Source organism: Nocardiopsis sp. LOL_012 (genome assembly GCF_048060475.1).
Lineage (GTDB): Bacteria > Actinomycetota > Actinomycetes > Streptosporangiales > Streptosporangiaceae > Nocardiopsis.
The window spans coordinates 1-25,055 of record NZ_JBHMIV010000011.1 but is presented as its reverse complement, the minus strand read 5'-3'; the positions used below and the strand labels follow the sequence as shown (position 1 = coordinate 25,055).

Annotated in this window: 26 protein-coding genes and 1 CRISPR repeat array; of the genes, 13 read left to right on the top strand and 13 right to left on the bottom strand. The window is 74.3% G+C overall.

Annotated features, from left to right (window positions below; genetic code table 11):
• Window positions 1-3: 3 nt before the first annotated feature.
• Window positions 4-864 (bottom strand): hypothetical protein, encoded by an 861-nt coding sequence (locus tag ACFHWE_RS09320; protein ID WP_416600298.1) that lies wholly within the window; start codon window positions 862-864, stop codon window positions 4-6.
• A gap of 183 nt (window positions 865-1,047) precedes the next feature.
• On the opposite strand from ACFHWE_RS09320, the gene ACFHWE_RS09315 reads away from it, so the two are divergent.
• Window positions 1,048-2,712, top strand: a complete 1,665-nt coding sequence (locus ACFHWE_RS09315) for an FAD-binding dehydrogenase (RefSeq protein WP_416600296.1) — start codon at window positions 1,048-1,050, stop codon at window positions 2,710-2,712.
• 15 nt (window positions 2,713-2,727) lie between these two features.
• Here the strand turns inward: ACFHWE_RS09315 and ACFHWE_RS09310 are convergent, their stop codons facing one another.
• Genes ACFHWE_RS09310 through ACFHWE_RS09300 form a run of 3 tightly spaced genes read right to left on the bottom strand, consistent with a single transcriptional unit; the run spans window position 2,728 to window position 5,680 of the window.
• The gene (locus ACFHWE_RS09310; protein WP_416600295.1) at window positions 2,728-4,230 is read right to left on the bottom strand and encodes a hypothetical protein; all 1,503 of its coding nucleotides are present in this window, start codon (window positions 4,228-4,230) and stop codon (window positions 2,728-2,730) included.
• On the bottom strand, window positions 4,227-5,087 hold the full coding sequence (locus ACFHWE_RS09305) for an ATP-binding cassette domain-containing protein (protein ID WP_416600294.1): 861 nt from the start codon (window positions 5,085-5,087) through the stop codon (window positions 4,227-4,229). The genes ACFHWE_RS09310 and ACFHWE_RS09305 overlap by 4 nt, the downstream gene beginning before the upstream one ends.
• Before the next feature lie 20 nt (window positions 5,088-5,107).
• Complete coding sequence (locus tag ACFHWE_RS09300; protein WP_416600292.1) at window positions 5,108-5,680, bottom strand: TetR family transcriptional regulator; 573 nt, start codon at window positions 5,678-5,680, stop codon at window positions 5,108-5,110.
• A gap of 192 nt (window positions 5,681-5,872) precedes the next feature.
• Here ACFHWE_RS09300 and ACFHWE_RS09295 point away from each other — a divergent pair, with 192 nt between their 5' ends.
• Window positions 5,873-6,475 (top strand): Uma2 family endonuclease, encoded by a 603-nt coding sequence (locus tag ACFHWE_RS09295; RefSeq protein ID WP_416600290.1) that lies wholly within the window; start codon window positions 5,873-5,875, stop codon window positions 6,473-6,475.
• Window positions 6,476-6,510: 35 nt separating this feature from the next.
• Here the strand turns inward: ACFHWE_RS09295 and ACFHWE_RS09290 are convergent, their stop codons facing one another.
• Entirely contained in the window at window positions 6,511-6,732 is a 222-nt protein-coding gene (locus ACFHWE_RS09290; RefSeq protein WP_416600288.1) for a hypothetical protein, read from the bottom strand.
• 16 nt (window positions 6,733-6,748) lie between these two features.
• Entirely contained in the window at window positions 6,749-7,663 is a 915-nt protein-coding gene (locus tag ACFHWE_RS09285) for an SPFH domain-containing protein (protein ID WP_416600287.1), read from the bottom strand.
• 108 nt (window positions 7,664-7,771) lie between these two features.
• On the opposite strand from ACFHWE_RS09285, the gene ACFHWE_RS09280 reads away from it, so the two are divergent.
• Window positions 7,772-8,269 carry a PH domain-containing protein gene (locus ACFHWE_RS09280; protein WP_416600285.1) on the top strand — a complete coding sequence of 166 codons (498 nt, stop codon included), beginning with the start codon at window positions 7,772-7,774 and terminating at the stop codon, window positions 8,267-8,269.
• Window positions 8,266-10,020, top strand: a complete 1,755-nt coding sequence (locus ACFHWE_RS09275; RefSeq protein WP_416600283.1) for a PH domain-containing protein — start codon at window positions 8,266-8,268, stop codon at window positions 10,018-10,020. Before ACFHWE_RS09280 ends, ACFHWE_RS09275 begins: the two co-directional genes overlap by 4 nt.
• Before the next feature lie 11 nt (window positions 10,021-10,031).
• Here ACFHWE_RS09275 and ACFHWE_RS09270 read toward each other — a convergent pair whose 3' ends face one another.
• Window positions 10,032-10,379, bottom strand: a complete 348-nt coding sequence (locus tag ACFHWE_RS09270) for an STAS domain-containing protein (protein WP_416600281.1) — start codon at window positions 10,377-10,379, stop codon at window positions 10,032-10,034.
• A 356-nt stretch (window positions 10,380-10,735) separates the two neighbouring features.
• Between ACFHWE_RS09270 and ACFHWE_RS09265 the strand changes: the two genes are divergently transcribed.
• Genes ACFHWE_RS09265 through ACFHWE_RS09250 form a run of 4 tightly spaced genes read left to right on the top strand, consistent with a single transcriptional unit; the run spans window position 10,736 to window position 13,873 of the window.
• Complete coding sequence (locus ACFHWE_RS09265; protein WP_028647619.1) at window positions 10,736-11,272, top strand: NUDIX hydrolase family protein; 537 nt, start codon at window positions 10,736-10,738, stop codon at window positions 11,270-11,272.
• A gap of 54 nt (window positions 11,273-11,326) precedes the next feature.
• Window positions 11,327-11,983 (top strand): nucleoside/nucleotide kinase family protein, encoded by a 657-nt coding sequence (locus ACFHWE_RS09260; RefSeq protein ID WP_416600279.1) that lies wholly within the window; start codon window positions 11,327-11,329, stop codon window positions 11,981-11,983.
• A gap of 58 nt (window positions 11,984-12,041) precedes the next feature.
• A complete protein-coding gene (locus ACFHWE_RS09255; protein WP_416600277.1) occupies window positions 12,042-12,662 on the top strand; it encodes a TetR/AcrR family transcriptional regulator in 621 nt (206 codons plus the stop codon).
• The gene (locus ACFHWE_RS09250; RefSeq protein WP_416600275.1) at window positions 12,659-13,873 is read left to right on the top strand and encodes an FAD-dependent oxidoreductase; all 1,215 of its coding nucleotides are present in this window, start codon (window positions 12,659-12,661) and stop codon (window positions 13,871-13,873) included. The genes ACFHWE_RS09255 and ACFHWE_RS09250 overlap by 4 nt, the downstream gene beginning before the upstream one ends.
• A gap of 23 nt (window positions 13,874-13,896) precedes the next feature.
• On the opposite strand, the gene ACFHWE_RS09245 is transcribed toward ACFHWE_RS09250, so the two are convergent.
• Window positions 13,897-15,117, bottom strand: a complete 1,221-nt coding sequence (locus ACFHWE_RS09245) for an NAD(P)/FAD-dependent oxidoreductase (RefSeq protein WP_416600274.1) — start codon at window positions 15,115-15,117, stop codon at window positions 13,897-13,899.
• Window positions 15,118-15,411: 294 nt separating this feature from the next.
• On the opposite strand from ACFHWE_RS09245, the gene ACFHWE_RS09240 reads away from it, so the two are divergent.
• Together ACFHWE_RS09240 and ACFHWE_RS09235 are read left to right on the top strand one after the other, a co-directional pair.
• Window positions 15,412-15,981 (top strand): pyridoxamine 5'-phosphate oxidase family protein, encoded by a 570-nt coding sequence (locus ACFHWE_RS09240; RefSeq protein ID WP_416600273.1) that lies wholly within the window; start codon window positions 15,412-15,414, stop codon window positions 15,979-15,981.
• A gap of 273 nt (window positions 15,982-16,254) precedes the next feature.
• Complete coding sequence (locus tag ACFHWE_RS09235) at window positions 16,255-17,034, top strand: phosphotransferase (protein WP_416600271.1); 780 nt, start codon at window positions 16,255-16,257, stop codon at window positions 17,032-17,034.
• 12 nt (window positions 17,035-17,046) lie between these two features.
• Here ACFHWE_RS09235 and ACFHWE_RS09230 read toward each other — a convergent pair whose 3' ends face one another.
• Window positions 17,047-17,748 (bottom strand): class I SAM-dependent DNA methyltransferase, encoded by a 702-nt coding sequence (locus ACFHWE_RS09230; protein ID WP_416600270.1) that lies wholly within the window; start codon window positions 17,746-17,748, stop codon window positions 17,047-17,049.
• 145 nt (window positions 17,749-17,893) lie between these two features.
• Between ACFHWE_RS09230 and ACFHWE_RS09225 the strand changes: the two genes are divergently transcribed.
• On the top strand, window positions 17,894-18,526 hold the full coding sequence (locus tag ACFHWE_RS09225; protein WP_416600269.1) for a hypothetical protein: 633 nt from the start codon (window positions 17,894-17,896) through the stop codon (window positions 18,524-18,526).
• Window positions 18,527-18,577: 51 nt separating this feature from the next.
• Here the strand turns inward: ACFHWE_RS09225 and ACFHWE_RS09220 are convergent, their stop codons facing one another.
• The 3 genes from ACFHWE_RS09220 to ACFHWE_RS09210 all read right to left on the bottom strand — a co-directional run bounded on the left by ACFHWE_RS09220 (window position 18,578) and on the right by ACFHWE_RS09210 (window position 22,187).
• The gene (locus ACFHWE_RS09220) at window positions 18,578-19,402 is read right to left on the bottom strand and encodes an alpha/beta fold hydrolase (RefSeq protein WP_416600267.1); all 825 of its coding nucleotides are present in this window, start codon (window positions 19,400-19,402) and stop codon (window positions 18,578-18,580) included.
• Window positions 19,403-19,514: 112 nt separating this feature from the next.
• Window positions 19,515-21,281, bottom strand: coding sequence for a malto-oligosyltrehalose trehalohydrolase (gene treZ / locus ACFHWE_RS09215; protein WP_416600266.1), 1,767 nt, complete (start codon window positions 21,279-21,281; stop codon window positions 19,515-19,517).
• A gap of 45 nt (window positions 21,282-21,326) precedes the next feature.
• Window positions 21,327-22,187, bottom strand: a complete 861-nt coding sequence (locus ACFHWE_RS09210; protein WP_416600438.1) for a putative RNA methyltransferase — start codon at window positions 22,185-22,187, stop codon at window positions 21,327-21,329.
• Between the two features lie 325 nt (window positions 22,188-22,512).
• Here ACFHWE_RS09210 and ACFHWE_RS09205 point away from each other — a divergent pair, with 325 nt between their 5' ends.
• Window positions 22,513-22,797, top strand: coding sequence for a DUF1540 domain-containing protein (locus tag ACFHWE_RS09205; RefSeq protein ID WP_416600265.1), 285 nt, complete (start codon window positions 22,513-22,515; stop codon window positions 22,795-22,797).
• Window positions 22,798-22,937: 140 nt separating this feature from the next.
• On the opposite strand, the gene ACFHWE_RS09200 is transcribed toward ACFHWE_RS09205, so the two are convergent.
• Window positions 22,938-23,603 (bottom strand): TetR/AcrR family transcriptional regulator, encoded by a 666-nt coding sequence (locus tag ACFHWE_RS09200; RefSeq protein ID WP_416600264.1) that lies wholly within the window; start codon window positions 23,601-23,603, stop codon window positions 22,938-22,940.
• 139 nt (window positions 23,604-23,742) lie between these two features.
• Between ACFHWE_RS09200 and ACFHWE_RS09195 the strand changes: the two genes are divergently transcribed.
• Entirely contained in the window at window positions 23,743-24,108 is a 366-nt protein-coding gene (locus ACFHWE_RS09195) for a VOC family protein (protein WP_416600262.1), read from the top strand.
• A 152-nt stretch (window positions 24,109-24,260) separates the two neighbouring features.
• A CRISPR array of direct repeats spans window positions 24,261-25,022; the repeat unit is 29 nt; unit sequence GGGTCCATCCCCGCGTGCGCGGGGAGCAG.
• Between the last annotated feature and the right edge of the window lie 33 nt (window positions 25,023-25,055).

The window sequence follows — 25,055 nt, the reverse complement described above, 5'->3', positions numbered from 1 at the left end:
CACTCAGGGGTGGTCGGCCCGCCGGACCAGGCCGACCACCCCCGTGCGCGGATCGCGGCGCAGCAGGGACAAGGGGTGGAGGTTGACGGCCGCGATCCACGACCAGAGCAGCAGGGGCAGGACCAGCATGCCTCCGGTGACGAAGAGGTATCCGGCGGCGGACAGGGCCGAGACGACAGCGATCTGGGATGCTGCTTCCTTGCCCAGGGCGAGCGCGGGCACGGCGTCCAGCGCCACCACGCACACCAGCACGGCCCAGAGCGGGAGACCGAGACCGGCCGTGAGCAACGGGACGACCACCGCGTAGGTGGCCGCCACCGAACCCAGGACCGCTGCCGCGCGGGCCGCCGCGGCCAGCCGCACCTCCCCCGTGCTCCGGGGGACGAACGCGGCGGTACGCGGATCGTTCATGTGCTCCAATCCGCTCCGCAGTCGTTCCGCCAGGGCCGGGCGCTGGGCGCGCAGCACGACGGGCAGGACCAGAGCCGCCAGGGCCCCCACGAGCACCTGTACGAGCACCGAGAAACCCAGGCCGACGCCGGGCAGGGCCGCTCCGGGAAGGACGGACTCCAGGGGCCATCGCAGGAACGCCGATCCTGCCAGGCCGACGTGGGCCGGGATGAGCCCGTCGGCGGTGGCCGCGAAGGCCGCGGCGGCACCCACCGACAGCAGCCCGGCCACGAGGGAGAGCCGGTTGAGGCGGGACAGGGGTGTGGGGGCTGCGGGCCCGGCCGGGCGCTTCACCGCCTGTACGTGGACGCGCCGTACGAGGAGCGGGAAGAGCAGCATGTAGGCGATGAGGGCGAGAGCGATCACCGTCGCCACCGGGCCGGGGTCGAAGGTCGGGGGAGAGAAGACGTACACGGGGCCTTTCCGGCGATTCCTACAGCCATTTATGAGTGATCCGCAATTATCGTCCCGAATGGTGCATTTCCCATCACCGACTGACAAACGATGTGTCACGGAGCACGAAGGCCCCTTGCCGTGCCGTGCCCGAGGGAGCACAGTCGTCGTCATGGCGCACGGCGACAGAGGGGAAGCAACCGGATGAGCAACGCAGCCGACGAGGCCGACGTGATCGTGGTCGGAGCGGGCCTGGCGGGCCTGGCCGCCACCGCCGAACTGGCCGACGCCGGGAAGAGGGTCCTCCTGCTGGACCAGGAGTCCGAGGCGTCGCTGGGCGGACAGGCGTTCTGGTCGTTCGGCGGACTCTTCCTCGTCGACTCCCCCGAACAGCGCCGCATGGGCGTGCGGGACTCGTCCGAACTGGCCCTCCAGGACTGGATGGGCACGGCCGGGTTCGACCGACCCGAGGACGCCTGGCCGCGCAAGTGGGCCGAGGCCTACGTCGACTTCGCCGCCGGGGAGAAGCGCTCCTGGCTGCACGCCCAGGGGCTGCGGTTCTTCCCGATCGTGGGCTGGGCCGAGCGCGGCGGCCACCTGGCCGGCGGGCACGGCAACTCGGTGCCCCGCTTCCACATCACCTGGGGCACCGGGCCGGGCGTCCTCGCCCCCTTCGAGCGGCGCGTGCGCGAGGCGGCCGAGCGCGGCCTGGTCTCGCTGCGCTTCCGCCACCGCGTCGACGAACTGGTGCTGCTGGGCGGCACAGCGACCGGGGTCCGGGGCACGGTCCTGGCCCCCGACGGCGCCCTGCGCGGCCAGGCCAGCAACCGGGACTCGGCCGGCGAGTTCGAACTGTCCGCGCAGGCGGTCATCGTCACCTCCGGCGGGATCGGCGGCAACCACGACCTGGTGCGCGAGAACTGGCCCCAACGGCTGGGAACGGCGCCGAAGAAGATGCTCTCGGGCGTGCCCGAACACGTGGACGGGCGCATGCTCGGCATCACGGAGAAGGCGGGCGGGCAGATCATCAACCCCGACCGTATGTGGCACTACACCGAGGGCATCGAGAACTGGAACCCGATCTGGGCCCGGCACGGCATCCGCATCCTGCCGGGGCCCTCGTCGCTGTGGCTGGACGCCACCGGCAGACGCATGCCCGCGCCCTGCTTCCCCGGGTTCGACACCATGGGCACCCTGGAGCACATCATGCGCAGCGGCCACGAGTACACGTGGTTCGTGCTCTCGCAGAAGATCATCGAGAAGGAGTTCACGCTGTCGGGTTCGGAGCAGAACCCGGACCTGACCGGCAAGGACGTCAAGCTCCTCCTCAAACGGGTGCTGCCCGGCGCGACCGGCCCGGTGGAGGCGTTCAAGGACAAGGGCGTGGACTTCGTCGTCGCCGACAAGCTGCCCGACCTCATCGGCAAGATGCGGGAGCTGGCGGGCGACGGGGTGCTCGACGCCGACACCGTCACCGACGAGGTGGTGGCCCGCGACCGGGAGATGGACCACCCCTTCACCAAGGACCTCCAGGTGACCGCGGTCCACGGCGCCCGCCGGTACCGGGGCGACAAGCTGATCCGGGTGGCCTCCCCGCACAGGATCCTCGATCCGAAGGCGGGGCCGCTGATCGCGGTGCGGCTGAACGTCCTCACCCGCAAGACCCTCGGCGGCCTGCACACCGACCTGGACGCGCGGGTGCTGCGCGGGGACGGCACCCCGCTGCCGGGCCTGTACGCGGCCGGGGAGGTCGCCGGGTTCGGCGGGGGCGGCATGCACGGATACCGGGCGCTGGAGGGCACGTTCCTGGGCGGGTGCCTCTTCTCCGGCCGCACCGCCGGACGGGCGGCGGCCGCCGCCGTACTCTAGGCGGCCCGGCCCGGGTCAGCGCGCGAGCGCGGCCCGGGCCCACCGCCACGCGGCCGCCGCCAGCAGCGCGGCGGCCGCGGCCGCGCACAGCCCGGCCGCCGGGGCGGGCGCCAGGCCGTAGCCGGGCAGGGCCGCCAGCGGCCACGCCGGGGGCAGGGCCAGCAGCAGACGCGGCCAGGGGCCGGGCAGCACCCACACCAGCACGGGCACCAGGGCGAAGAGCACCCCGGCGCCCTTGAGGACGACCAGGGCGCGCACCCGGTCCGGCGCGGCGGCCGTGACCGCGAGCGCGAACGCGGCGGCCAGCAGCGCGGCGGAGGGAACGGCGTAGGCCGCCGACCCGTCGGCCAGTGCGCTCAGCGGCAGGCACACCGCGAGCTGCACGGCCGACAGAACGGCGGCGGCCACAGCCCGGCAGGCGAGGTAGGTGCCGGTCCCGAGCGGGGAGGCGGCCCACACGTCCAGTGCGCCCCGCTCCCGGTCCTCCACCGCGCGCAGCGCCACCAGCGACCCGGCCATCACCGGCACGTGCAGCAGGACCAGGGCCGCCAGGAGCATCGGACGCCACCGCGCCGGGTCGGCACCGGCCAGCAGCGGAAGGTCCGCAGCCAGGGGCAGCCCCGCACGCAGTGCCAGGGCCACCAGCACGGGCCCGGCCAGCAGCGCCCAGACCATGCCGTCCGTGGCCGCGCCGCGCAGATCGGTCCGGGCCAGGACCCGCACCGGGTGCCGGGAGCCGTGCGCGGGAAGCGGGCGGCGCGCACGCCTGCAGGCGGTGACCCACGGCGGGCGCTCACCCTCGACGGTGCGGGCCCGCGCCAGCGCCCACCGGGCGAGCAGGCAGGCGCCGAGGGTCGCCGCAGCGGCCCACCCCGCCAGGAGCGCCACGGCCGTACCCGTCAGGGGGACCGACGCCGGGTCCAGGCCCCAGCGCACCGCGGTGTGGGCGGCGGTGGTGGGCACCGCGTACAGGGCCGGGTGGCCTGCGGCCCCCACGGCGACCAGCAGGGGCGGGGCCAGGAGGGGGGCCAGGCAGAGAGGGACCACGGCCACCAGGTCGGCGGTGTCGCGGGCCGAGGCGCAGGCGGCCACCGACACCGCGCACAGCAGCGCGGCGAGCAGCGCCGTGGCGGCCACGGCCGTGAGCGCGCCGCCGAGGCCGCCGACGGGGCGGGCGGCGGCCGTGATCGGCACCGCGGCGGCCGCACCGAGCACGGTGAACGCGCACAGCCGGGCGGCCAGGTACTCCCCGGCGCCCAGCGGGCTGGCGGCCAGGGCCGCCCACGCGCCGCTGGTGCGCTCGCCGAGCATGAGGACGGCGGCGAACAGCACGCCGAACCCGGCGGTGTCCAGGAAGAGCAGCAGTCCGGCGACCGTGCGGCCCGGTTCTGCGGGGAGCGCGAGGACGAGGGCGGCCCAGACCGCGCCCAGGGCCAGGGCCGCGGCGGCGGTGCCCCGCCTGGCGTGGATCCGCGTCTCGGTGCGCAGGGCGGCACGGACGCGGTGCGGGGCGCTCACGGCTCCCCGCCGATCCGCCGTCCCGTGAGGCGCGCGAAGACGTCGTCGAGGGTGGCCTCGCGGCTGTGCACGGTCTCCAGCCGGGCGCCGCCCAGGCCCAGTGCCGATTCCAGGTCCGCCAGCGGCAGTTCCCGGCGCTCCAGGGCCCCGTCCCGGCGCAGTTCGACGACGGCGCCGGGGTTGCCGTGGGCCAGGCGCAGGTCGCGCGGGCCGTCCAGTGCGGCGATGCGGCCGTCGACGACGAAGGCGACCCGGTCGCAGGCGTGTTCGGCGGTGCGCATGTCGTGGGTGGTGACCAGGACGGTGGTGCCTGCGCGGGCGCGGTCGCGCAGGATGCGACGGACGGCTTCGGCGCGGACCGGGTCGAGTCCGCTGGTGGGTTCGTCCAGCAGGAGCAGGGCGGGCCGGTGGAGCAGGGCACGGGCCAGGTTCAGGCGGACGAGCATGCCCTTGGAGAACTCGGCGGTCCTGCGGTCGGCGGCCTCGGCCAGGTCCAGCAGGTCGAGGAGGTCGGCGGGGTCGTCGGTGGGTCCGCGGTGGAGCGCGGCGAAGGCGGCGAGGTTCTCCCGCGCGGTCAGGGCGGGCAGGTGGGCGGGCAGTTCGAAGCCGACGCCCACGCGCTCGAAGAAGTCGCGGTCGCGGCCGCGGGCCACGGGTACGCCGAGCACGCGGACGCTTCCCGTGAAGCGGCGGATCCGCCGGGTGAGGACGCGGTGGACGGTGGACTTGCCCGCTCCGCTGGGGCCGAGGAGGCCGAGGACCTCGCCCGTGCGGACGGTGAAGTCCATGCCGTCGACGGCGGGGGCGCTGGCGCCGCGGTAGCGGACGGTGAGGCCGCGGACCTCGATCGCGTTCATGGGGCCGCCTTCGGTGCGTGTCAGGGAACGGGTGGGCGCAGGGCGGCGAGGGCCTCGTCGACCATGTCCGGGAGGGCGTGCACCGGGCCGGTCTCGGCCCAGGTGGTGACGGCGGCGGTGAGCGCGGCCGCGCAGGCGGCGGCGACGGCGCGGGTGGCCAGGGGCGCCGGGCCGGGGCCGGGTTCGCGCAGGACCTCCTCCAGGAGGCGCTGGGTGCCGGCCTGGTTCTCCCACATGCGGGCGCGCAGGGCCGGCGCGGAGAGCATGAGCAGGGTGCGTTCGCGAGCGGTCTCCAGCGCGGCGGTGTCCAGGAGGGTGAAGGCCTCGGCCAGGCCCAGGCGCACGCGCTGGACGGGGTCGGCCTCGGTCCGGGCGCAGACGTGGTGGGCGATCAGGGGGTCGTAGTCGTCGCCCAGGACGACGTCCTCCTTGGTGGGGAAGTACCGGAAGAACGTGGTGTGGGAGACGCCCGCGGCGGCGGCGATGCGCTCCACGGTGACCCGGTCGTAGCCGTGCCGGGCGAACAGGTCCAGGGCGGCGGCCTGGATCGCCGCCCGGGTCCGCGCCCGCTTGTCCGCCCGCCAGTCCGGCATCCGCGCTCCTTGGTGTGAGTGACTCACATGTTAGTCACTAACATTTTGAACGCAAGAGGGTCGGCCCCACGTTTTCCGGTCGTGTCCGCTGACGGGGATACGGTCGCCCTCCGACGCCGGTCCTTGCGAATCCACACGTGGGGACGGCACCGGCCCGGAAGACTGGTCCCCGTGGAGGCGAGGAGGCATGTCATGACCACCGGCCAGACGGACCTGGGACCACGGCCGCTCACCGTGGACGACCTGCACGGCACACCGGACGACGGGCGGCGCTACGAACTGGTCGACGGGCGGCTTGACGTGTCGCCCGCACCGGTCTTCCTGCACAGCCGGGTGGAGTCCCGGCTCAACGCCCATCTCACGTTCCTGGCGCCTGAGGGGTTCGAGGTCGTCTCCACACCCGGGATCAACTTCGACGCCGATCGCACGCACCACCGCGTCCCCGACCTGGTGGTGATCGGCGCGGACGGCGCGGAGGAGCCCTACCTCACCCGGCCGCCGCTGCTCGCGGTGGAGGTGGTCTCCCCCGAGAGCTCCTTCCGCGACCACTACACGAAGCGGCAGGAGTACGCGAAGTTCGGCATCCCCTCGTACTGGATCATCACGCCGGACCAGGGGCGCCCCCACCTCATCGAACTGCGGCTGTCGGAGGGCGAGTACCGGGAGGTGTCCAGCACCTCGGGCGATGACCTGTTCGAGACGGAGCTGCCCTTCCCGGTGCGGACCGTGCCGCTGTGGCTGGTCGCCCCCGGCCCCTGGCGCGGGCGCGTCGGCGGCGGCCGGGACCCGGAGTAACGACGGCGGGCCGGGGCCGCGCGGCCCCGGCCCCGTCAGCCCTCGGTCTCCTCGGGTCTGCGCCGGGTCTTGGCCGGGCGGCCCCGGCGGGGGAGGTCGCGGGCGTCCGTCGGCATCCGTCCCGCGTCGCCCAGAGCGCGGCGCAGGAGGAACTCGATCTGGGCGTTGGTGCTGCGCAGCTCCTGCCCGGCCCACCGCGCGATGGCGTCGTGGACCGCGGGGTCGAGCCGCAGCAGTACTTTCTTTCGCTCGGGCACGGCCACCTCAGCCGGGTTACTGGTACAGGGTCCCGGTGTTGACGACGGGGCTGGTGGGGCGGTCGGAGCACAGCACCACGAGCAGGTTGCTGACCATGGCGGCCTTGCGCTCCTCGTCCAGCTCCACCACGTTCTCCTCCGACAGGCGCTCCAGGGCGCGGTCGACCATGCCCACGGCGCCCTCGACGATCTCCTGGCGGGCGGCGATCATGGCTCCGGCCTGCTGGCGCTGGAGCATGGCCTGGGCGATCTCGGGGGCGTAGGCCAGGTGGGTGAAGCGGGTCTCGACGACGGTGACGCCCGCGGCGTCCACGCGCTCGCCGACCTCCTTGGACAGCTGCTGGGTGATGAGTTCGGCGTCCTCGCGCAGGGAGGGAACGGTGCCGTCGTCGTAGGAGTCATAGGGGTGGCGTCCGGCGATGTGGCGGACGGCGGCCTCGGTCTGAGTGGAGACGAATTGCAGATAGTCGTCCACCTCGAAGGTGGCGCGTGCGGAGTCCTCGACCTGCCAGACGACGACGGCGGCGATCTCGATGGGGCTGCCGGAGGCGTCGTTGACCTTCATCACGGAGGTCTCGTGGTTGCGGATGCGGGTGGAGATGCGGTTGCGCCGTGTGAGGGGGTTGACCCACCGCAGGCCGTCGGATCGGATGGTGCCGACGTAGCGGCCGAAGAGCTGTACGACCCGCGCCTCGTTGGGGGCGACCACCGTCAGGCCGGAGGCGACCACGGCGCCGGCCAGGACGAGGAGCGCGCCGCCGGCCACGAGGGAGCCGTGCAGGTCCAGGGCTGCGGTCAGGACCACGGTGAGGGCCCCGACCAGGACGAGTGCGGCGGCGGCCGCGGCGAAGGCCAGTCCGTCACGGCTGGGGGCCTCGTACTCGCGGTACTGCGGGGTGGGTCGGGGGACTGCTGGTTCCGGTCCGCTCACGGCCGTCCTCCTCGGGTGCTGGGCCTGATGACGCCAAGAATAGCATTGTGATATCACTTTATTGACCGGCCCTCCCCCGGGCCCGATCGAGAGGAGTCCGTGGACACCATGAGCACCGACGCTCCACGCCTGCGTCCGCCCCGGCACCGTGTCGACCGCCGGGCCGTCGCGTGGTGGACCACCCGCACGCTCACGGTCACCGTGGTCCTCACGGCCGTGCCCGTGGTCCCCGCCGTGATCTGGGAACCGGTCCGGCTCTGGTTCCTGGTGGCCGCGGCGGTCATCGGCGGCCTCGGCCTGCTGATCACCGTCGTGATGCCGCAGTGGCGCTACCGGGTCCACCGGTGGGAGGTCACCGACACGGCGGTCTACACCGCCAGCGGCTGGTTCTGGCAGGAGTGGCGCGTGGCCCCGATGTCGCGCATCCAGACCGTGGACACCGCGCGCGGACCCCTCCAGCGCGCGTTCGGCCTCTCCAGTGTCACAGTGACCACCGCCTCGGCGGCCGGGCCCATCGAGATCACCGGCCTGGACCACGAGGTGGCCGCGGAGGTGGCCGACCAGCTGACCGACATCACCCAGGCGACCCCGGGAGACGCCACATGACCTCCCCCGACGAGCACACCCCCGCCACACCCCCCGCCGAGCCGGCCGAGCCCGCCGAGGCGCCCGCGGAGTCCGGCCACGAGGACACCCCCTGGGAGCGGCTGCACCCGCTCAGCGTGTGGGCCGGCGCCGCCGCGACCGGTCTCTTCATGGGCATCGGGGCGGTCGTGGGCACCGTCGTCCTGGTCGTCACCGGCGCCTCCCTCTGGGCGCTGGTCCCCGTACCGGCGACGGTCGCCTTCGTCGCGCTGATCACCTGGATCGACCTGCTGCGCCTGCGCGCCACCCGCTATCGGGTGACCGCCGAGCGCATGGAGCTGCGGTCGGGGATCGTCTCCAAGTCCTACAAGTCCATCCCGCGCGAGCGGGTGCGCAGTGTGGACGTCAACGCCCAGATCCACCTGCGCCTGTTCGGCCTGTGCATGGTGACGGTCGGCACCGGGGAGAAGGTCGGTTCGGGGGCCGACCAGATCCAGCTCATGTTCATCAGCGCCGAGCAGGGCGAGCGGCTGCGCCGCGACCTGCTGAACCGGGGTCCCGCGCCCACCGAGGTGCGGGACGAGGCACCGGAGGGCACGGACGGCACGGCCCCCGACGAGGTCGAACTCGCGCGCCTCTCCCCCGCCTGGTTCGCCTACGCCCCGGCCACCGGCGCGACCGTCGGTGTCGGCCTCGGTGCGATCGCCACCCTGCTGGGCGTCAACGCCCAGACGCAGGGGTCGGCGTGGCGGTGGACCTCGGACTTGCTGGGGCTGCCCTCCAGCCAGGAGATGGCCTCCTACGCGGCATCACGGCTGCTCCTGGTCCTGCCCCTGTCGCTGCTGGGCCTGCTGGTGTCCGGTGTGGTGGTGCTGACGGCCGTGGCGGTGGAGACCTGGTGGAACTACCGCCTCACCCGCGAGGCGGACGGGACGGTGCGGCTGCGCCGGGGCCTGCTGACCAGTGTGTCGCTGTCGGTGGAGGGGCGGCGCCTCAACGGCATCTCCTTCTACGAGCCGTTCGTGCTGCGCTCGGTGGGCGGGGCGTGCGTGCGGGCCGTGGCGACCGGGCTGTCGGGCGCCGACGAGAAGAAGACCAGCGCCAAGAGCCGCCTGTCCCCGCACATGCCGACCGGGCGGGCCCGCCCCCTGGCCGCCGCCCTGATGCGCGAGGAGGACTCCCCCCTGGACACGCCGCTGGCCGGCCACCCGAGGGCCGCGCTGCGGCGGCGCCGCACCCGGGCCGTGTTCGCCTCGCTGCTGGGCGCCGGGTTGGCGGCCGCGCTGATGTGGGCGCACACCCTGGCCCAGCGGGCGTGGTGGGAGACCGTCCACGAGGTGGAGGCCGAGATCATGCCGGTCCCGATGGCGGCGCAGACCGTCGAGTCGGCGCCCGTGTGGGTGTGGGGGGTGCTGGCGGTGCTGTTCGCCGGGGTGGCGTTCTGGTACGCGCAGGGCTCCTACCGGGCCCTGGGCCACGGGGTGCACCCGCGCTACCTGGTGGTGCGCCGGGGCATGGCGGGGCGCGACACGGTGGCCCTGGAGCGGTCGGCCGTGATCGGCTGGCGGATCAGCCGCTCCCCGTTCCAGCGCAGGCTGGGTCTGGCCGACGTGGCGGCGACCACGGCGGCGGGCGAGGGGATGTACGCCGCTGCGGACGTGGGGCTGGGCCAGGGCCTGGCCTGGGCCGACGAGACGGTTCCCGGCCTGCTGGCCCCCTTCCTGGTCCAGGGGGACGGGGAAGGGGCCGACCGCGGCGAGGCACGTCCCTGAGCGCGGCCGGGTCAGGAGCCGTCGGGGATGGGGTCTCCGTCCACCCGCAGGCCGCTGGTGTGGGTGAGCGCCATCTCCACCATCGGGTAGATCTCGAACACGCCGCCCATCCCGAGCGCGTCGAGCACGCGCTCGGCGATGGGCGCGGGCTCGGCCAGGACCACGTGGCGCCCCTCGGCGGTCAGTGTCCGGTAGACCGAGAGCAGGGCGCGCACACCGCTGGCGTCGAAGAAGTGAAGTCCGGACATGTCCACCACGAGGCAGGCGCAGCGCGAGTGCTGCGCCGCGTCCAGGAGCCGGTCGCGCATGAGGTCGGCGGTGGCGAGGTCGACCTCCCCGTGTACGGGGACGACCGTCACACCCGTACAGGAAAAGCGTTCCCGGGCGGAGAACCGGTCTTGTCGCACCACAAGGGGCCACCTCTCACCAGAAGTAACGTGTCCACTACGCAACCGCGTAGGAGATCGTAACCTGTACGGCCCGGTCCTGTACGGCTTTTCGTGGGAAAACCGCGCGAGATCCGTGTGACGGGGCTCTCGGACACACCCGACAGCCCGACCTCGCCGTGCTTTCCCACGGCCGGTGCGATAGAAGCGGTACTGCAACCCGCGCCCCGCCCGGCGGGACCCACCCGTCCGGCCCCGGGACACCGAGAGAGCGAAGGGAGGGAGCGGCGCCCGCGCCCGGTCCGCCGTGGCGCCGCGCCACGCACCCCATGACCGAGACCGCAGACACCCAGACCGGCTGGTTCTCCTCCGAGGAGTTGGAGAGTATCCGCGGCCGCATGCCCGTGCTCTACGTCCAGGCCGTCCCCGTGCGCGTGGACGCCTCTGGGAAGGTGACCCACATCGGGCTGCTCATGCGGGCCGCGCCGGACGGCAGCTTCAGCCGCTCGGTCGTCTCCGGGCGCGTGCTCTACCACGAGCGGGTGCGCGACGCGCTCCTGCGGCACCTGGAGAAGGACCTGGGGCCGGTCGCCCTGCCCCGCATCCCCTCCTCGCCCCAGCCCTTCACCGTGGCGGAGTACTTCCCCACCCCGGGGGTCACGCCCTACCACGACCCGCGCCAGCACGCCGTGGCCCTGGCCTACGTCGTCCCGGTCTCCGGGGACTGCCAGCCCCGCCAGGACGCCCTGGACCTGGTGTGGCTCACCCCGGAGGAGGCGACCAGCCCGCACGTGCGCGAGGAGATGACCGGCGGCCAGGGGGTCCTGGTGCGCCAGGCGCTGGCGCACGTGGGCGACGCGCCCTAGCGGCGGCGGTGGGACCGCCCGGCCCGGGCGGTCCCACCGGCGTAGTCTCGACCCATGTCCCCTTCCCCGGTCGCCGACGCCGTCACCCTGGCCGTGAACGCCTCCCGCCCCGGAGCGGGCCGCGCCGTCCTCGCCCTGGCCGGTGCGCCCGGCGCGGGCAAGTCCACGCTCGCCCGCCGCCTGGTGGCGGAGGTCGACCGCGCCACGGCGCCGGGGACCGCCGGGTACCTGCCCCTGGACGGGTTCCACCTGTCCAACGCCCAGTTGGAGCGGTTGGGGCGGCTGGAGCGCAAGGGCGCACCGGACACCTTCGACGCGCACGGCTACGTCGCGCTGTTGCGGCGGCTGCTGGAGGAGGCCGGCCATCCGGTGTACGTGCCCGACTACGACCGCCGCCTGCACGAGCCGGTGGCGGCCCGTCACGTGTTCGCGCCGCACACCCGCCTGGTCGTGACCGAGGGCAACTACCTGGCGGGCGACGAAGACCCCTGGCCTCGGGCCCGCGCCCTGTTCACCGAACTGTGGTACGTGGAGGCGCCCGACGCGGTGCGGGAGGAGCGGCTGTACGGCCGCCAGCGCGAGGGCGGGCTGGCCGAGGGGGCGGCGCGCGCCTGGGTCGAGGGCAGCGACCGGGCCAACGGCGAGCTGGTCAAGCGCTCGCGTGGCAACTGCACGCGCGTGGTGCGCGGCGACCTGCCCGCCTCCCCCTAGCGGGCTCGCGCGTCTCTTCTCCCTTGACCGCGGTCCCGCACGCCCCTAATTTGGTCATATGACCAAGGCGAATGACCAAACAACGGCAGGGGCGGGGGCGACCTCCGCCGAACGGGGGCGGGCCAGCCGCGCCGCGCTCCTGTCCGCCGCCGCCGAACTCATCCCCGAGGTGGGCTGGAACGCGGTCACCACCCGCCTGGTGGCCGCCAGGGCCGGGGTGCGGCCCGGCCTGGTGCACTACCACTTCGACTCGCTGGAGGCCCTGCTGCGCACCGCCGTGGACACGGCCGTCTCCGGCGTCCTCGACGGGCCCACGGCCGCGATGACCGCCTCCCCCGACCCCGTGGAGGGACTGCTGGCCGCCCTGCGCGCCATGGACGCCTACCAGGGCGAGGACCCCGACTCCGTGCTGTTCGCGGAGGCCTACCTGGCCGCCACCCGCGACCCCGTGCTGCGCGCGTCCATGTCCCGGCTCATGGAAGGGGTCCGCACCAGCACCGAGGGGTGGCTGCGCACGCACCGCGTCCCGCAGCCCGAGGCGGTCGCCGAACTGCTGTGCGCCTTCCTCGACGGCCTCGTCCTGCACCGGGCCCTGGGACCGGTCCCCGGCCCGCAGGCCTACGCCGAACCCCTGCGCCGCCTCCTGGCGGCACACGGCGCAGGGGAGGTGACCCGATGAGGGCGATCATCGTCGGCGCGGGCATCGCCGGACTGGCCACCGCCTGGTGGCTGCGCGAAGCGGGCTGGGAGACCACCGTGGTCGAGCAGCGGCCGGAGCGCGGCGGTGCCGCCGACGCCGAGGCCGCCGCGGCGGGCACCATCCCCGGCGGCTACGTCATCGACTTCTTCGGCCCCGGCTACGACGCGGTCGAGCGGATGGGGCTGCTCGACCGGGTACGCACCCGCGACCTCGCGCTGGAGGGCGTCCAGTACCGCACGCCGCAGGGCCGCCCCACCGCGCGGATGGCCGGTGAGGCGCTCCGGCGGCTCGGCGGGGACCGGCTGGTCTCCCTGCTGCGCGGAGACCTGGAACTGGTGCTGCGCGCGTCCCTGGGGCCGGAGGCCGACGTGCGCCACGGGGTGGGCCCCGTCCACGTCGATCCCGGCGGCGACGGCGTGTCCGTGGAGCTGACCGACGGCACCGTGGAACGGGCCGACCTGCTCGTGGGGGCCGACGGCACGCACTCGCGCGTGCGCGCACTCGTCTTCGGCCCCGAGGAGGACTACCGCCGCTACCTGGGCGCGCACACCGCGGCGTTCCTGTTCGAGGACCAGGAGGCGGCCCGGGCCCTGGGCCGCGAACTGCACATGCTGGAAGCGCCCGGGGTGCAGGCGGGCCTGTACCGCCTCTCCGAGACCACGGGGGCGACCTTCCTGTGCCACCTGGCCCCGGACGGGGCGCTGCCCGCCGACCCCCGGGCGCGGCTGCACGAGGTCTACTCGGGGATGGGCTGGCACCTGCCGAGGATTCTGGAGGCCTGCCCGCCCCGGCCCTTCTACGACGCCGTCGAGCAGATCACCGTGCCCGCGTGGTCGCGCTCACGGGTCGTTCTGGTGGGCGACGCCTGCCAGGCGGTGTCGCTGATGGCGGGCCAGGGCGCGAGCATGGCGGTGGCCGCCGCCGAGGTCCTGGGCCGGGAACTGGCGACGACAAGCCCTTCCGCGGAGGGCATCGGTGCCGCCCTGGCGCGCTACGAGGAGCGGGTCAAGCCGGTGATCGAGGCCAAGCAGGCCGCCGGGCGGCGCACGGCCCGGTGGTTCGTGCCCGCCTCGGCGGCGCGGCTGCTGGTGCGGCGCCAGGCACTGCGCCTGTCCTCCACCCGCCTGGCCGCCCGGGTGATGCGGCCCTTCCTGACCGGGCCCGACACCGCCGGGCGGCCTCGGGCCTGACCTGCGGGGCCGCCCCGCTCCCCTCACTCGGGCCGGACGGTACCGGCCTCCCGCACTCCCGCCGGGGACACGGGGCGCGCGGGGCCGCGGCGGCCCATGAAACGGGCCGCGGACAGGTTCAGGCCCATCTGTCCCATCCCCCCGGCGGGGGTGGCGACGGCACCGGCGACGATGGCCTCCTTGAACCGCGCCGCCACCCGCCCGGTGAGCACCGCGCCGCGCGGGGAGTCGTCTCCGCGCACGAACTGGACCAGGCCGTCCCGGCGCCCCAGGCTCACGCACTGGACCGTGTACCCGAACGGGCCGGTCGCGGGTACACGCCCCTCGATCCGGTCGGTGAGGGCGTCGGCGGCGGCCACCGCCATCGGCAGCCCCATCGCGCACGACATCCGCAGGGGGCGGCCCCAGGCGTCGTCGGCGTGGGCCGCGTCGCCGATCACGTACACGTCGGGGTGGGACACCGATCGGAAGGTGGCGTCGACGACGGCGCGCCCGTCACCGTCCACGGCCAGACCGGCCTCCCGGGCGAACGCCGGGACGGAGAAGCCGCCGTTCCAGACGACGAGGCCGGCAGGGATCCGGGCGGCGTCGTCCAGGAGAAGCCCGTCGGCGTCCACCTCCGCCACCGTGGCGTGCTCGCGCAGGGCCACGCCCAGCCGGGCGAGGGAGCGCCGCACGTGCGCGCGCCCCTTCGGGCTCAGGCCGGGGGCGGCCTCGCCCCGGGTGACCAGCGCGACCTCCAGGCCGGGGTGGGACTCGGCGAGTTCGGTGGCCGCCTCGATCCCGGTCAGGCCGCCGCCCACCACGGCGACGCGCCCGGTCGGGTCGGCGGCGACGCGCTCGGCGACCTCGCGGGCGCCGTCGAGTCCGGCGACGGTGAGCGCGTGCTCGTCCGCGCCGGGTACCGGGGAGCTCCCGGCGGTGCTGCCCAGTGCGAGGACGAGGGTGTCGTAGGCCAGGGTGCGGACGGCCGCGCCACTGCGGACACCGACCTCGCGCCGCGCGGTGTCCCACCGCTCGGCGCGGCCCACGACCAGGTCGACGCCGTCGTCGCGCACCATCCCGGCCAGCGGACGCGTGCCCGTGTCCTGGCCAGCGGCGACCTGGTGGAGGCGGACGCGTTCGACGAAGTCCGGGGCGGCGTTGACGAGGGTGACGCGGGTGCCGGTGCCGCGGCGGGCGGCCCTGCGCGCGGCGGTGAGCCCGGCGTACCCGGCTCCGAGGACGAGGGTGCGGTGTGTCATGGCGGGCCTTTCGTTCGCTTCGCTGGCCTTCACACCACAGACGGCGCGGCCCGCCGCGGATGTGACACCGGCGGGTGTGTCCCGTGGCACAGAGCCCGATGCGGGACGGCCGGGCCGGGGCCGGGTGGCCCATACCACCCCCGCCACCGAGCCGCGGACCGCCCTCCCGCCGTTGCATCGGAGCCGCCGCGGGGTAGATGGGGGGTAGGGGAAAGGCCCGTCGGCACACCGGCGGGCCCACGGCCCGGACGCACCGCGCCGGGCGAGCGGAGCGACCATGCCAGGGGGTTCGCGATGGAGGACAAGAGCGGGTCGGAAGCGCAGAGCCGGGAGACGGCGGTCATGGCGGCCTCACCCCCCGGACAGCGGCACAGCAGCGACGACATCATGCGGGGCAGCGCGCGCCTAGACGAGGCGAACACGCTGTTGGAGGGGGCCGACCTCGCCGAGGGGGACGAGCAGGCGCGCTTCACCGTGCTGGAGCGGCAGACCTGTCTGAACCTGCTGGGCAGGCACAACATCGGCCGGGTGGCCTTCACCATCGAGGGGGACTCCGCGCCGACGGTCCTGCCGGTGAACTACATGCTGGCGGGCGACTCGATCGTGTTCCGGTCGACGCTGGCCGGCACCATCATGCGCCACGGGCGCGGGTACGCCTCCTTCCAGATCGACCACTTCGACGAGGGGCAGCGCGAGGGGTGGAGCGTCCTGGTCTCGGGGCGCTGCCGGTGGATCCGCGACCAGGGGGAGCTGTCGCGGCTGCCCCGGGGGCGCATGCCGCAGCCGTGGGCGAGCGGTCCGCGCGACCAGGTGCTGCGGATCACCCTCGGCCGGGTGAGCGGACGCCGGATCTCCCACGGCTGAGCCGCGCGCGGCGGCTCAGCCCCCGTCCAGGGCGGGGGTGAGGTCCGTCAGGGCCGCCGGGGTCGCGCCGCGCGGCCATACCCGGCTCCGTGAAGTGCGGCTCGTCCAGGGAAGGCACGGTGTGGGGCCGGGGGGACCCGGGACCGGGTATCCGTGGGCGTCGGCAGACCGGGCCCACGCGTTGCTTCGCGTTCGCCTGCACCGCAACCGGACGCCGATGCGCAGGTGAGAACGGGTGGCGGCGGACCACGGAAGAGGCCACACTGGGACGCTGTGAGCGATGGGGAAGTCGGCCGGGAGGCCGACGAGGAGGTCCTGGAGGGCGGCAACGTCGCCGAAGCGGTCGTGCGGGTGGGCGACACCGTCCGCAAGCCGTGGCGGCGCTCCTCCCCCGGGGTCCACTCCCTGCTGGCGCACCTGGAGGAGCACGGGTACGAGGGCGCGCCGCGGGCGCTGGGCCGCGACGGTCGGGGACGCCAGGTGCTGGCCTACGCGCCCGGAACGCCTGCCGACCGAATGGCGCCCATGACGGAGCGGGAGCTGTACCGGCTCGGCGGGCTCATCCGTGCCCTGCACGACCTGGCCGCCGCCTACGAACCGCCGGGGGAGCCTGCCTGGGAGGTGGCGGTCGCCTCGCGGCGAGCGGAGATCGTCTGCCACCACGACCTGGGACCGTGGAACCTCGTCCGCGACGGGCCGAGGTGGACGTTCATCGACTGGGACGGCGCCGGCCCGGGGACGCGGATGGGCGACCTCGGGTACGCGGCGCACGGTTTCGTCCCTCTGCACGCGGGCGGCGCCCCCGCGGAGGACGCGCGGCGACTGCGTGCGCTGGCCGACGGCTACGGGTGCGACGGCGCGCAGCGCCGTGAGCTTCCCGACGCGATCGGCCACGAGGTGCGCGGGATGTACGACCTGCTGGTGGAGGGGGCGCGGACCGGCCGCCAGCCGTGGGCGCGCCTGCACGCCGAGGGCCACGCCGACCACTGGGGGCCGGCGGCGGCCTACGTGGAGGAGCACCGGGACGTGTGGCTGGCGGCCCTCCGGCTCTGACCGCAGACCGGTTCAGGCCGGCACGGTCCACACGAGGGCGGCGGAGACCGGGTGGCCGCGGAAGCGCTCCCACTTCGGCTTGGCGGCGATCCACCCGTCGTCGACCACGGCCTCCCGCAGTTCGGCGAGCACCCACCCGGCGGCCATGGCCGCCCGTGTGTGGTCGCTGAGCAGGTGCAGGTGGGTGCTGATCGCCACGTCCTCACCGGAGGCGTCGGTGAAGTGGGTGGGCATGCCCGAGACCATCATGAACTGCGGGTGGTAGGCGACCAGGACGCAGCAGCCGCCGGGGGCGGCCAGGCGTCGGGCCTCGGCGTAGTAGGGGGCCAGGTCGGGCAGGTGTTCGTCGATGAGGGAGGAGACGACGAGGTCGTAGGCGCCCGATGGCAGGCCCGTGTCGCGCACGTCGCCCCGGGTGAGGGTGCTGTGGCAGCCGCGCGTCCGGGCCCGTTCCAGCATTCCGGGGCTGAGGTCGACCCCGTCCACGCGTGGAACGCCCCTGCCGCGCAGCCAGGCCCCGGTACGGCCCGTCCCGCAGCCGAGGTCGGCGGCGCGGGAGACGGCGGCCCAGTCGGGGCGGGTGAGGCCGTCGAGCAGGTCCAGGTCCATGGCGTCGAGGACGGTGTCCTCGTAGGTGCTCGACCACCGGTCGTATCCGGTGGCCACGTCCACGGTGCGGTAGTGGCGGGTGTCGAAGTCTGCGAAGTCGGGCATGGGCACGAGTGTGGCGCGGCCCGGAGGGCCGGAGCCAACGGTTTTTCGCGACGGCCGCGCCCTGCGACGCCTCCGACGGACGCGGTCCCGCTCGCGTTCCGTGTCGGACGGCGCCACTCAGGGCGACTCCCCTACCCTTTTGGCCATGCGTTCTACCGTGAACCCCCTCCCCCTGATCAGTACGGCGTTCCTCCTGGCCGTGGTCGGCTGCGGCCCGGGCGAGAGCACGACCGTCGAGCCCGCCGCGACCGAGGAGTCGGCCTCCCCCTCCGCCGGCTCCAGCGAGACGGCCGCTTCCCCCTCCCCCTCCCCCGAACCCACCGACACCTCGGCCCCCGAACCGCCCGAGACCGACGAGGACCCCGGCCCGGAGCCCGCCGCGGACACCCAGCCGGTCCTGTCCGGAGCCCCCTTCGGTACGTCCGTGGCCGTGCCCTACCCGGTGGGCGCCTACGAGCACGAGTACGTTCCGGGCAACACGGCCGACGTGGTGTACACCCTCGGCGGCGTCACCTCCCCCTCCTCGGGTCAGGTGGACTTCAGCCTGACCGTGGACGTGCCGTACCTGGAGCGGGTCCTCGGTTTCGGGCACCTGTCCGCCGAGTGCGAGGTGGACGGGTCGACCACGTCCGCCTCGGTCACCATCACCACCTACGAGGCCGAGCAGGGCAGCTACACCTTCCCCGGGAGCTGCAGCGTGCCCGCGGGCACGGGGTCCCTGGGCATCACGGTCACGCACGGCACCGAGACGGTCGTGTTCGCCGGTTCCGTCTCCTGACCGGTCCCCTCCGGGCGGGCGGGGTCCCCGCCCGCCCCAGGAAGGCCCGGATCACCGCAGGAACTCGGCGAGGGCCGCGGTGAGTTCGGCCGGCGCGTCCTCCTGGACGAGGTGCCCCGCACCGTCCAGGGGGTGCAGTCGGGCCCCGGGGATCACGGCGGCCAGTCGCTCGCCGCGCTCGATCGGCAGCCAGGAGTCCTCCCGGCCCCACACCACCAGCACCGGAAGGTCGAGGGCGGCGTAGGCGTCCTCGACCTCGGCGGTGTGCCGCTCGTCGGCCTGGGCGATCTGGCGGTAGAAGGCGGGGCGCCCCTCCTCGCCGAGCCAGGGCGCGGTGAGCGCCGCCAGGGTGTCGGCGCGCGGCGGCGTGTGCAGGGCCGAGGTGATGTAGGCGCGCACGAGCGCCTCGTGCAGGTGGGGCGGCAGGGCCGCGAAGACGTCGGTGTTGGCGGCGACCAGGCGGAAGAACTCGCTGCCCCACGGGCGTAGGCTCACCGCGTCCACCAGTGCCAGGCGGTCGTAGGCCGCCCCGTCGAGGACGGCCGAGCGCAGGGCCACGGCCCCGCCGTAGTCGTGGGCGACGACCCGGGGCCGCTCCAGCCCCCAGTGGCCGAGCAGGGCGGTGAAGGTGCGCTGCTGGGCGGGCAGGGACACGTCCTGGCCCTCGAACTTGGCGGAGGCGCCGTAGCCGGGCATGTCCCACACGTGGACGCGGTAGCGGGCGGCCAGGGCCCCGGCGATGTGGCGCCACACGTAGGAGGAGAACGGGGTTCCGTGCGCCAAGACGAGGGGCTCGCCCTCGCCGAAGGCGGTCCAGCGCACCGTGCCGTTGTGCGCCTCGAACCGCCGGTCCAGGGTCCGCTCCGTGCCCGACATGGCAACCGCCCCTCACGTTGATCCGGCAGCCGCGACCGGCCCGGATCGTCCCTTCGTCCGACGGCGGGATGCTACCGGCACGGGGTGACGGTCGGGGGTCTCCGGCCGGCCCTCACAGGCGCAGGAGCGTGAAGGACTCCCTCGGCACCTTGACGGAGCCGTCCTCGATCCGGGGCTCGCCTGTGGCGAGCAGGACCTCTCGGGGCGGCGCGTCCACCTCGACGTCAGCGGCCTCCGCGGCCAGGTTGCAGAGCAGCCGCAGGCGGCCGCGCTCCAGGACCAGTCGGCGCCCGTCGGTGCTCGCCGTGACGCCGAAGCGGTCCAGGCGCGGGTCGGCGAGTTCGGGTTCGGTGCGGCGCAGGGCGATCAGGGCGCGGTAGGTGTCCAGGACCGTGCGGTGCGGCTCCCGCCCGGGCTGGCCCCAGTCCAGGACGGCGGAGTCGCGCGTGGCCGGGTCCACGGGGTCGGGGATCTCCTCCTCGGCCCAGCCCAGGGCTGCGAATTCGCGGCGCCTGCCCCGGCGCACGCCCTCGGCCAGGTCGGGGTCGGGGAAGGACGCGAAGAACGGCCAGGGGGTGGTGGCCGCCCACTCCTCCCCCATGAACACCATCGGGGTGTAGGGCGAGCACAGCACGAGGGCGGCGCCGCACAGGAGGAGCCCCGGGGAGACGTGTTCGGCCATGCGGTCGCCGCGCGCCCGGTTGCCGATCTGGTCGTGGGTGGCGAGGTAGCCCAGGAAGCGGCTGCCCGGCACGCGCGCGGTGTCGACCGGGGCGCCGTGGGTGCGGCGGCGGAAGGAGGAGTAGGTGCCCGCGTGCCGGAACACGCGGCGCAGCACCTCGGGCAGGACCTCGGGCCCGGCGAAGTCGGCGTAGTAGCCGTGCGTCTCCCCGGTGAGGGCCGTGTGCAGGGCGTGGTGGAGGTCGTCGGACCACTGGGCTCCCATGCCCAGGCCGCCCGCCTCGCGGGGCAGCACCGTGCGGGGATCGTTGCGGTCGGACTCGGCGATCAGGGACAGCGGGCGGCCCAGTGCGGCGGCCAGCGCGTCGACCTCCTCGGAGAGTTCGGCGAGCAGCGGGGTGGCGCGGTCGTCGCGCAGGGCGTGCACGGCGTCTAGGCGCAGGCCGTCCAGGTGGAAGTGGCGCAGCCAGTCCAGGGCGTTGTCCAGGACCAGGCGACGGACCGGGTCGGAGTCGGGGCCGTCCAGGTTGAGCGAGGGGCCCCAGGCGTTCTCGCCGGAGAAGTAGGGGCCAAAGCGCGGCAGGTAGGCGCCGGAGGGACCCAGGTGGTTGTGGACGACGTCGAGCAGGACGGCCAGGCCGCGGGCGTGGCAGGCGCCGACGAAGGCCTTGAGCGCGTCGGGGCCGCCGTAGGGCTGGTGGACGGCCGACCACAGGACGCCGTCGTAGCCCCAGCCGTGGGTGCCGTCGAAGGCGTTGACGGGCATGAGTTCGACGTGGGTGACGCCGAGATCGGCGAGGTGGTCGAGCCGGTCGATCGCGGAGGCGAGGGTGCCGCCCGGGGTGAACGTGCCGACGTGGAGTTCGTAGACGACGGCTCCGGCCAGGGGGCGTCCGGTCCAGGCCGCGTCGGTCCAGGTGTGGGCGGCGTGGTCGTAGACGCGGCTGGCGGCGTGGACGCCGTGGGGCTGCCACCGTGAGCGCGGGTCGGGCAGTGCGGCCGGGTCGTCGTCGAGGAGGTAGGCGTAGTCCGTTCCGTGCCCGGCACCCTCGACCCGGGCGTGCCACCAGCCGTCGGAGTCTGAACGCATGGGGTGGTCGGTGCCGTCGGCGCGCAGGCGCACACGGTCGGCGCGGGGCGCCCAGACGGAGAAGTCGCCGTGGACGCCGAGGCCAGGGGTGGGGTGCCGTTCGCTCACGCGGGGTGACTACCCCGATCGCGGGGCTCTCACGCGCGGCGGGGCTCAGGCGTCGGCGGGTGCGGCCCGGGAACGGTAGAGCCGCAGCCGGACCGCGGCGGTGACGGCGACCGGTTCGGGCAGGGCGGCGATGCGCTCGCCCAGCTCGGCGGGGTCGAGGTGGCGGGCGCTGGGGCCCATGCCGACGACGGTGGCGGCGGCGTCGCGGTCCAGCTCCAGAGTGAAGCGCACCGGCCGGTCGCCCGCCGGGGCGAAGTGTCCGTGGAGCCCCTGGGCGAGGCGGTCGTCCTTGCGGGGGTCGACGTCGAGCAGGCCCAGGCGCGTCCGGAGTTCAGCGAGGTGCTCGGGGTCGGGGGTGACGACGGCCAGGAGCCCGCCGGGGGCCAGGACGCGGTGGAACTCGGCGGCCCGGCGCGGAGCGAAGACGTTGAGGAGGGCGTCGGCGGAGCCGGTGCGCAGGGGCAGGCCGCGCCAGGTGTCGGCGGTGGCGGCGCCGCCGCGCGGGTGGGCCTTGGCGGCCTTGCGGGCGGCGAACTTGGAGGCGTCCAGGGTGAGGCCGACGGCGTCGGGCAGGGCGTCCAGGACCTGGGCCAGGTAGTGGCCGGTCCCGCCGCCGATGTCGGCGACGAGGGGGGCGGTGCGGCCGCGGAGTTCGCGGGCGAGGGTGTCGGCCAGGGCGCGGCCGATGGGGTCGTAGTGTCCGGCGCGCTGGAAGCGGAGCCGGTCGGCGACCATCTCCTTGCTGTCGCCGGTGCCGGGCGGGGTGGCGCCGGTGAGCAGGCTCGCGTAGCCCTCGCGGGCGATGTCGAAGGTGTGCCCGGCGGGGCAGGCGAGCCCGCGTTCGGCGGTGGACAGGCCCTCGCCGCAGACGGGGCAGGCCAGGGCGGCAGCGGCGGGTCCGGGCATGCGCAGGGCTGGGCCGGTGCGGTGCGGGGTGCTCATGATCGCCGCTCAGCCTATCCCTTCGCCGGGGACCGCCGCGTTCCCCGGCGCGGGCCGGGACGTGCCATGGCACGCCGTCCCGGTTCCAGGTGGGCTCCCACTCGGCGGCCGAGTGGGAGGGGGGGGTGCGCGCGGTGACGGAGCCAGTGTACGGAGGGTCGCTGGAGGAGAAGGGCCGCAACGGACCCGCGAAGCTCGCATGACACGGCGTGATGACATGGATTCGAAGAGTCGCAGGTGGAAGGCTCGGGAGCGCCGTCGACGCAGCCAACGCGAGAAGGAGACCGTTATGGACATGCCCGTGGTGAACTCGTGCAAGGTGGACGCCTGCGCCTACAACGACGACCACGCCTGCCACGCTCTGGCGATCACCGTGGGCGAGGAGAACCACGCCCAGTGCGACACCTACATCAGCATCCCGGCCCAGGGCGGCGACCCGGTCAGCACCGGGCACGTGGGGGCCTGCAAGATGTCCGACTGCCAGCACAACGTCCAGCTCGAATGCCAGGCCCCTGGTATCGCCGTGGGCTACGTGCAGGACCAGGCGGACTGCCTGACCTACTCGCCCGCCTAGCGGCGTTCGCGGGAGGGGGGCTCGGCCCGGCACCGAGCCCCCGGAACCCGCCGCAGTGCCCCGCCACCGTGCGCACGGAACACACTGACGGAGAACCGCGAACCGATCGGCGGCGTCCGCACGGAAGCGCCGCATGTCCTCTAGCGCCCAGCTCCGTACGCCGCGAGGAACACCCGCACGCCCTCGTCGACGTGTCGGCGCAGTTCGGCCTCCCCCGGAATGGCCTCGTCCCCCAACAGCATCACCCGGTTCACCGGCTCCGACATCACCAGCCAGTTGAAGTGGGACGCCGCGCGCTGGGGATCCTCCACCGAGAGCAGGCCGCGGCCAGCGAGCCGGGAGAAGCTCTCGGCCAGAGCCGCGATCGCCCGCTGGGGCCCACACTCGTACAGCACCCGCGCCAGTTCCGGGAACCGCGCGACCTCACCGATGACCATCCGCCTCAGCCGCATCAACCGGGGCGTGAGCACCACCGTGAGCTGGCGGCGGGCGTAGTCCCGCAGGTACGCCGCCACGTCCTCGGCCCGGTCCGGCTCGGGCGCCTCGCCGTGGACGGCGTCCCCCGCCCCGGAGGTCATGCTGGTGACGATCTCGACGAACAGCCCCTCCTTGCTCCCGAAGTGCTTGTAGACCGTCTGCTTCGAGACCTGCGAGAGCGCGGCGATCTCGTCCATGTTCGTGCCGAGGTACCCGCCTCTGAGGAAGACCTCCTCCGCGGCGTCCAGGATGGCCCGGCGCTTGCGGGCCGAACGGCTCAACCCCTCCTCAGGGCTCAACCCCTCCTCAGGCGGACCCATGCTGCTCATCACCCCTATGTGGCCATCGGTTCAGGGCTACTTCCCCCGGTTGTCCTATCAGTACTGTACGGTCTAGTTTTGATGCAAAAGAGTACTGGACGGTCCAGTATGAATCGGGCCGAGCGGCCCCAGGAGGAACGGAACAGCCATGTACGTCAAGTTCGCCGAGCTTCCCGTGTTCGACCAGGAGCGGGCCAAGGCCTTCTACATCGACAGACTCGGGTGCCGGGTGACGGCCGACGCCCCCATGGGCGACGACGGGTGGCGGTGGATCGAGCTCGGCCTTCCCGGAGCGACGACCACCCTGCACTTCAACCGACGCCCCGACGAGAAGCCCTCCGAGGAGCCCGTCATGGTGCTGGTGGTCGAGAACGTCGGGGCCACCGTCGAGAGCCTCCGGGACAAGGGCGTCGAGATCACCACCGAGCCGCAGGAGGCCCCCTGGCAGCCGGGGACCACGGTCGCCGAGTTCCGTGACAGCGAGGGCAACCACATGGTCCTCAGCAGCGGGTGAGCACAGAGCGCCAGGAGCAGGAGGCGGGTTCGAGGGCAGCGGGCGGGCGACGGGGGGACCGAGGCCCGGAGAGGACACGGGCTCCCGGTCCGGGCTCGATCCGGAGGCCCGCCGCCTCGGGATAGCGGACACGCCGGCCGCGCAGGAAGATGTGGTCCATCCCCGCGTGCGCGGGGAGCAGTCCCTCATCGCCCGCAAGACCATCGACCACCAGGGTCCATCCCCGCGTGCGCGGGGAGCAGTCTTCAAGTTGATGACGGCGCTTCCGACGCTCGGGTCCATCCCCGCGTGCGCGGGGAGCAGCTCGTCAAGGTTGCGTTGAAGCTGACCTTGTCGGGTCCATCCCCGCGTGCGCGGGGAGCAGGAGATTTACGCGGCTGTCGGTCCGAAAAGCCTGGGTCCATCCCCGCGTGCGCGGGGAGCAGGCCTCCCTCGCTCCGGCGCCCTTGAAGGAGCCGGGTCCATCCCCGCGTGCGCGGGGAGCAGTTCCGCTCCGCTTCCAGGGCCTCCGCACGCTCGGGTCCATCCCCGCGTGCGCGGGGAGCAGTCCCTGATCGAGGAGTGGGGGCCGGGCGCGGAGGGTCCATCCCCGCGTGCGCGGGGAGCAGGCCAACCAGCGCCCCACCGGCGAGGTCGGATGGGGCCCATCCCCGCGTGCGCGGGGAGCAGGCCGTCGCCATCCCGTGCGCGCTCCTCGCCGCAGGTCCATCCCCGCGTGCGCGGGGAGCAGTCGCGGTGCAGGAGGCTGATGTCGTAGGGCGCGGGTCCATCCCCGCGTGCGCGGGGAGCAGAAACGGTCAGGCGTCAGCGAGCGCCCGGTTGATGGGTCCATCCCCGCGTGCGCGGGGAGCAGTCCAGGCCATCTTCGTCCAGCTCGTCCCGGCTGGGTCCATCCCCGCGTGCGCGGGGAGCAGTCGCGGTGCAGGAGGCTGATGTCGTAGGGCGCG